The sequence below is a fragment of the Nocardioides pelophilus genome, from assembly GCF_014180685.1.
Taxonomy (GTDB): domain Bacteria; phylum Actinomycetota; class Actinomycetes; order Propionibacteriales; family Nocardioidaceae; genus Nocardioides; species Nocardioides pelophilus.
In genome coordinates this window covers 1-5221 of record NZ_JACEHF010000232.1, presented here as the reverse complement: position 1 = coordinate 5221, position 5221 = coordinate 1, and the positions used below count along the sequence as shown (strand labels likewise).

Sequence of the window (5221 nt, the reverse complement as noted above, 5' to 3'; positions counted from 1 at the left end):
GTCGACGCCGCCGGCTACCGGTCCTTCACCCCTCAGGCGAGCGCCGGCCTCCAGGACGGGTGGGAGCGTGTGGCCGCGGGCGAGATCGCGGTCGACCGCTCGCTGGAGAGGCGGCTGCCGCTCGACAAGGACGGCTACCTGGCGGTGGGCTCGGGTGAGCGCACCTTCCCGATCCACGTCGGCGCGTACGTCGATCACGTCGGCACGATCGACACGGTGGTCAACACCGAGTGGGGCGAGGCGCTCGGCCTGGTCGAGAACAACGCACTCGTCCTCTACACCGGCGGCATCTCCCCGCAGGCCCTCCGCAAGGAGCTGAAGCCGATCGTCGGCGACATCTCCATGACCGACCTCGACATCGTCGCCACGGAGGGTCTCGACTTCAACACGTTCCAGTCGGTGCAGTACGTCGGCACCTTCTCCGAGGCCATCGGGGTCTTCACGTACACGCCGATCGGCGGCGGTCGGGTCCAGCCGGATCCGGCCTGGGTGCGCTCGCACATCGTCACCGAGACCGTGCCGCTGCTGGGCCGGATGACCTGCAACAAGTACATGATGCCGCAGCTGAGAGAGGCGATGCTCGAGATCCAGAGGGCCGGTCTTGGCCCGGAGATCGAGTACCACGTCGGCTGCTACTACCCGCGCTTCATCGCCGGCTCCACCACGCTGTCCAACCACTCCTTCGGGCTCGCGATCGACATCAACTCGCTGGAGAACCAGCGCGGCACGGTCGGCGAGATGCACCCCGTCGTCGTACAGATCATGAAGAGGTGGGGCTTCGCCTGGGGCGGCGACTGGAGCTACACCGACCCCATGCACTTCGAGCTCGAGCGGATCGTGCGCGCGGGCTGACGGTGTCCCCCGGTGTCCCCCGGTGTCCCCCGGTGTCGTCCTCCGTTGGTCGACGAGGTCGCGCAGCGACCGTCTCGAGACCTTGCCTCGGGTGGTCGAGGAGGTCGCGCAGCGACTGTCTCGAGACCTTGCCTCCGGTGGTCGAGGAGGTCGCGCAGCGACCGTCACGAGACCTTGCCCCCGGTGGTCGAGGAGGTCGCGCAGCGACCGTCTCGAGACCCTGCTGGTACGCCGGCGAGCGCCTTGGTTTCGAGGCTCGCTTCGCTCGCACCTCAACCAGCGGCGGCCGATCGCTTCGCTCGCACCTCAATCAGCGGCGTCGGACCGCTTCGCTCGCACCCCGACCAGCGGCGGACGCTGACAGCGGCACTGTCAGGGTTGTGCCATGATCGCCCGCATGACGCTCGAGAACAACGAAGCCGGTCCCATCGAGCTGGGCAAGGGCACCGGTCCGCTGCGGGGGATCAAGGTCGTGGAGATCGCCGGCATCGGCCCCGGTCCCCACGCCTGCACCATCCTCGCCGACCTCGGCGCCGACGTGATCCGGGTGGAGCGGCCGGGCGGTCAGCTGCTCACCGGGGGCAGTCACGACCTGCTCAACCGCGGGCGGCCGAGCGTCGCGCTCAACCTCAAGGACCCGGCTGCGGCCGAGGTCATCCTCGACCTGGTGGCCGACGCCGACGTGCTCGTCGAGGGCATGCGACCCGGTGTCGCCGAGCGGCTGGGGATCGGCCCCGACGTGTGCCACGCCCGCAACCCGCGGCTGGTGTACGGCCGGATGACCGGGTGGGGCCAGGACGGCCCGTGGAGTCAGGCCGCCGGCCACGACATGAACTACATCGCGATCACCGGCACCCTGCACGGGCTGGGCCAGGTCAAGGAGAAGCCCCAGTTCCCGGCGAACCTGGTCGGCGACTTCGGCGGCGGCTCGACGTACCTCGTGATCGGGATCCTGGCCGCCCTGCTCGAGGCGAAGGTGTCGGGCGAGGGTCAGGTCGTCGACGCCGCGATCGTCGACGGCACCGCCCACCTCAACGCCATGCTCGCCGCGTTCCTGGCCGGCGGGAACTTCAAGGAGGAGCGGGCCAGCAACCTGCTCGACGGCGGTGCGCCGTTCTACGACATCTACGAGACCGCCGACGGCGAGCACATGTCGGTCGGCGCGCTCGAGCCGCAGTTCTTCGCCCAGTTCGTCGAGCTGCTCGGCATCAAGGACACTGCCCCCGGGCAGTTCGAGCTCGACCGGTTCGACGAGATGCGCGAGCTGATCGCCGCGCGGTTCAAGGAGAGGACGCGCGACGAGTGGTGCGCGGTCTTCGACGGCACCGACGCCTGCGTCGCGCCGATCCTCAAGTTCAGCGAGGCCGTCGACCACCCGCACATGAAGGCCCGCGAGGTCCTCGTCGAGAAGGACGGGATCGTGCAGCCGCAGCCGGCGCCGCGATTCTCGCGCACGCAGGCCACCCTGGGGATGCCACCCGCCCCGAAGGCAGGCGCTCATACCCGCGACGCGCTCACCGCCTGGGGCATCGAGAATGTCGAGGATCTCCTACTGCGGGGGGTCGCTGTGCAGGTCGCGGAGGAGTAGGAACGCTCCATGGAACATGTCGACGTCCTCATCATCGGAGCTGGTCTCTCGGGCGTCGGCGCTGCCGCGCAGGTCCGCGCGCGGCTGCCGGAGAAGACCGTCGCCGTGTTCGAGTCCCGCTCGGCCAAGGGCGGCACCTGGGACCTGTTCCGCTACCCCGGCGTCCGGTCCGACAGCGACATGTTCACCTTCGGCTACACCTGGCGGCCGTGGCGCAGCGACGTCGCGCTGGCCGACGGCCCGCTGATCCGCGAGTACATCGACACCGTCGCCGACGAGTACGACGTTGACCGGCTGATCCGCTTCCAGCACCGGGTCACCCGGGCCGAGTGGGACTCCGACCAGGCGCGTTGGACGGTGACCGCGAGCGTCGGCGATCCCGCCGACGACGGAGCGGCCGGCGAGACGGTCACGCTGACCGCGAGCTTCCTGTGGTCGTGCGCCGGCTACTACAAGTACGAACAGGGCTTCCAGCCCGAGTGGCCGGGGATGGCCGACTTCCGCGGCGAGATCGTGCATCCCCAGCACTGGCCCCAGGGTCTCGACTACAGCGGCAAGCGGGTGGTCGTGATCGGCAGCGGCGCGACCGCGGTGACGCTGGTGCCGGCGATGTCGACGGGGGAGGGCGCCGCGGCGCACGTGACGATGCTGCAGCGGACGCCGTCGTACGTCATCAACCGCGCGCGGCGCGACCCGGTGGCCCGGCTGCTCACCCGGCTGCGGCTTCCCGAGCGGGTCGTCTACCGGGCGGCGCGGTGGGCCAACATCGCCCAGGCGATCGGCTTCTACAAGTTCAGCACGCGCTGGCCGGCACGTGCCAAGGCGTTCCTGCGCCGCGAGACCGCGCGCCAGCTGCCGCCCGACTTCCCGGTCGACGAGCACTTCGCGCCGCCGTACAACCCGTGGGAGCAGCGGCTGTGCTTCGTCCCCAACGGCGACCTCTTCAAGGCGCTGAGGAGCGGTGCCGCCGACATCGTCACCGACACCATCGAGACCTTCACGCCGACCGGCGTCCGGCTGGCGTCCGGCAAGGAGCTCGAGGCGGACCTCGTCGTCTCGGCGACCGGCTTCCAGATGCAGATGCCGTTCGGCGGCATCGAGTTCGTCGTCGACGGGGAGCCGCTGGACCTGCCCTCGCGGCTGGCCTACAAGGCCCTGATGCTCAGCGGCGTGCCGAACCTGTTCTTCACCGTCGGCTACACGAACGCGTCCTGGACGCTCAAGGCGGACCTGGTCATCGACTACGTGTGCCGGCTGCTCGCCCACCTCGACGCGCACGGCTACCGGACCGCCGTACCCGTGCCCGACGCGTCGGTCGAGCGGCGTCCGCTGATGCCGCTCACCTCGGGCTACATCCAGCGCTCCGCGCACCTGCTCCCCAGCGAGGGCGACCGGGCGCCGTGGCGGATGGCGCAGAACTATTACGTCGACCAGTTGGTGATCCGCCGCGCGCCGATCGACGACGGGGTGCTCCGCTTCACATAGGCGCGGATGCAGCCGATCGGGGCGCGACCCCCTAGGCTGAGGACATCGGTCCGGCCGGTCTTGCCCCGGGCCTCGCGCTACGCAGACGCTCCAGCTCCACCCGGACGTCCGCCGCGCTCCTCGAAACCGAGGCCCGCTTCCCTTCCCGCCGCCGGCGGGACAGCACGGCGAGACGCCGACATGGAGTCCGCCGAGCATCCGCATGATGCAGGGCGCGCACTCCGGAGAGACCTTCTCTTGACCACGAACTTCGCCGACCTCGGCGTGCCCACCGCCCTCAACGCGGTGCTGGCAGCCAACGGCATCACCGTCCCCACCCCGATCCAGGCCGCGACCCTGCCCGACTCGCTCGCCGGCAAGGACCTGCTCGGCCGCGGCCGCACCGGCTCCGGCAAGACCTACGCGTTCGCGCTGCCGGTCGTCGCCCGGATCGCCGCCGGCGGCGGTCGCACCGCCCCGCGCCGGCCGCGCGCCCTGATCCTCGCCCCGACCCGCGAGCTGGCCAGCCAGATCGAGGAGGCCGTGCGCCCGCTCGCCTCGGCGATGGGGCTGCAGACCCACACCATCTTCGGCGGCGTCGGCCAGGGTCCGCAGGTCGCGGCCCTCAAGCGCGGCATCGACATCCTCATCGCCTGCCCCGGCCGGCTCGAGGACCTCATCGGCCAGGGCCACTGCAGCCTCGCCGACGTCCAGATCACCGTGCTCGACGAGGCCGACCACATGGCCGACCTCGGCTTCCTCCCGGCCGTGCGCCGCCTGCTCGGGCAGACCCCGACCAGCGGCCAGCGGATGCTCTTCTCCGCGACGCTCGACAACGCGATCGACGTGCTGGTGAAGCGCTTCCTCGTGAAGCCGGTCATCCACCAGGCCGACTCGGCGCAGTCGCCGGTCGCGAAGATGGACCACCACGTCCTGCACGTGCACCGCGACCTCCGGGTGCCGGTGCTCGTCGACCTGACCAGCGCGCCGGGCCGCACGATCGTGTTCACCCGCACCAAGCACGGCGCGAAGGCGCTCGCCCGCCAGCTCAACAAGAGCGGCGTGCCGTCGGTCGACCTGCACGGCAACCTCAGCCAGGGCGCCCGCACCCGCAACCTCGACGCGTTCCACAGCGGTACGGCGACCACGCTCGTCGCGACCGACATCGCGGCGCGCGGCATCCACGTCGACGACGTGGCGCTGGTCGTCCACGCCGACCCGCCGGCCGAGCACAAGGCCTACCTGCACCGCTCGGGCCGCACCGCCCGGGCCGGTGCCGCCGGCGCCGTCGTCACCCTGATGGCCGACGACCAGGTC

4 protein-coding genes are annotated in these 5221 nt (G+C 70.9%); all 4 read left to right on the top strand.

Annotation, left to right across the window (positions count from 1 at the left end; genetic code table 11):
- Positions 1–852: M15 family metallopeptidase (locus tag H0488_RS21900; RefSeq protein WP_183101327.1), on the top strand; the 852-nt coding region annotated here is incomplete at its 5' end.
- Positions 853–1237: 385 nt separating this feature from the next.
- Positions 1238–2440, top strand: coding sequence for a CaiB/BaiF CoA transferase family protein (locus tag H0488_RS21895; RefSeq protein ID WP_281369736.1), 1203 nt, complete (start codon positions 1238–1240; stop codon positions 2438–2440).
- Between the two features lie 9 nt (positions 2441–2449).
- Entirely contained in the window at positions 2450–3925 is a 1476-nt protein-coding gene (locus tag H0488_RS21890; RefSeq protein WP_183101326.1) for a flavin-containing monooxygenase, read from the top strand.
- 237 nt (positions 3926–4162) lie between these two features.
- Positions 4163–5221, top strand: a 1059-nt coding sequence (locus tag H0488_RS21885) for a DEAD/DEAH box helicase (RefSeq protein ID WP_446685636.1), incomplete at its 3' end; no start/stop codon positions are given.

What these genes read in the sequence shown, in the direction of transcription:
- H0488_RS21895 (WP_281369736.1), top strand. Translation starts at nt 1,238, where the DNA reads ATGATCGCCCGCATGACGCTCGAGAACAACGAAGCCGGTCCCATCGAG.
- H0488_RS21890 (WP_183101326.1), top strand. Translation starts at nt 2,450, where the DNA reads ATGGAACATGTCGACGTCCTCATCATCGGAGCTGGTCTCTCGGGCGTC.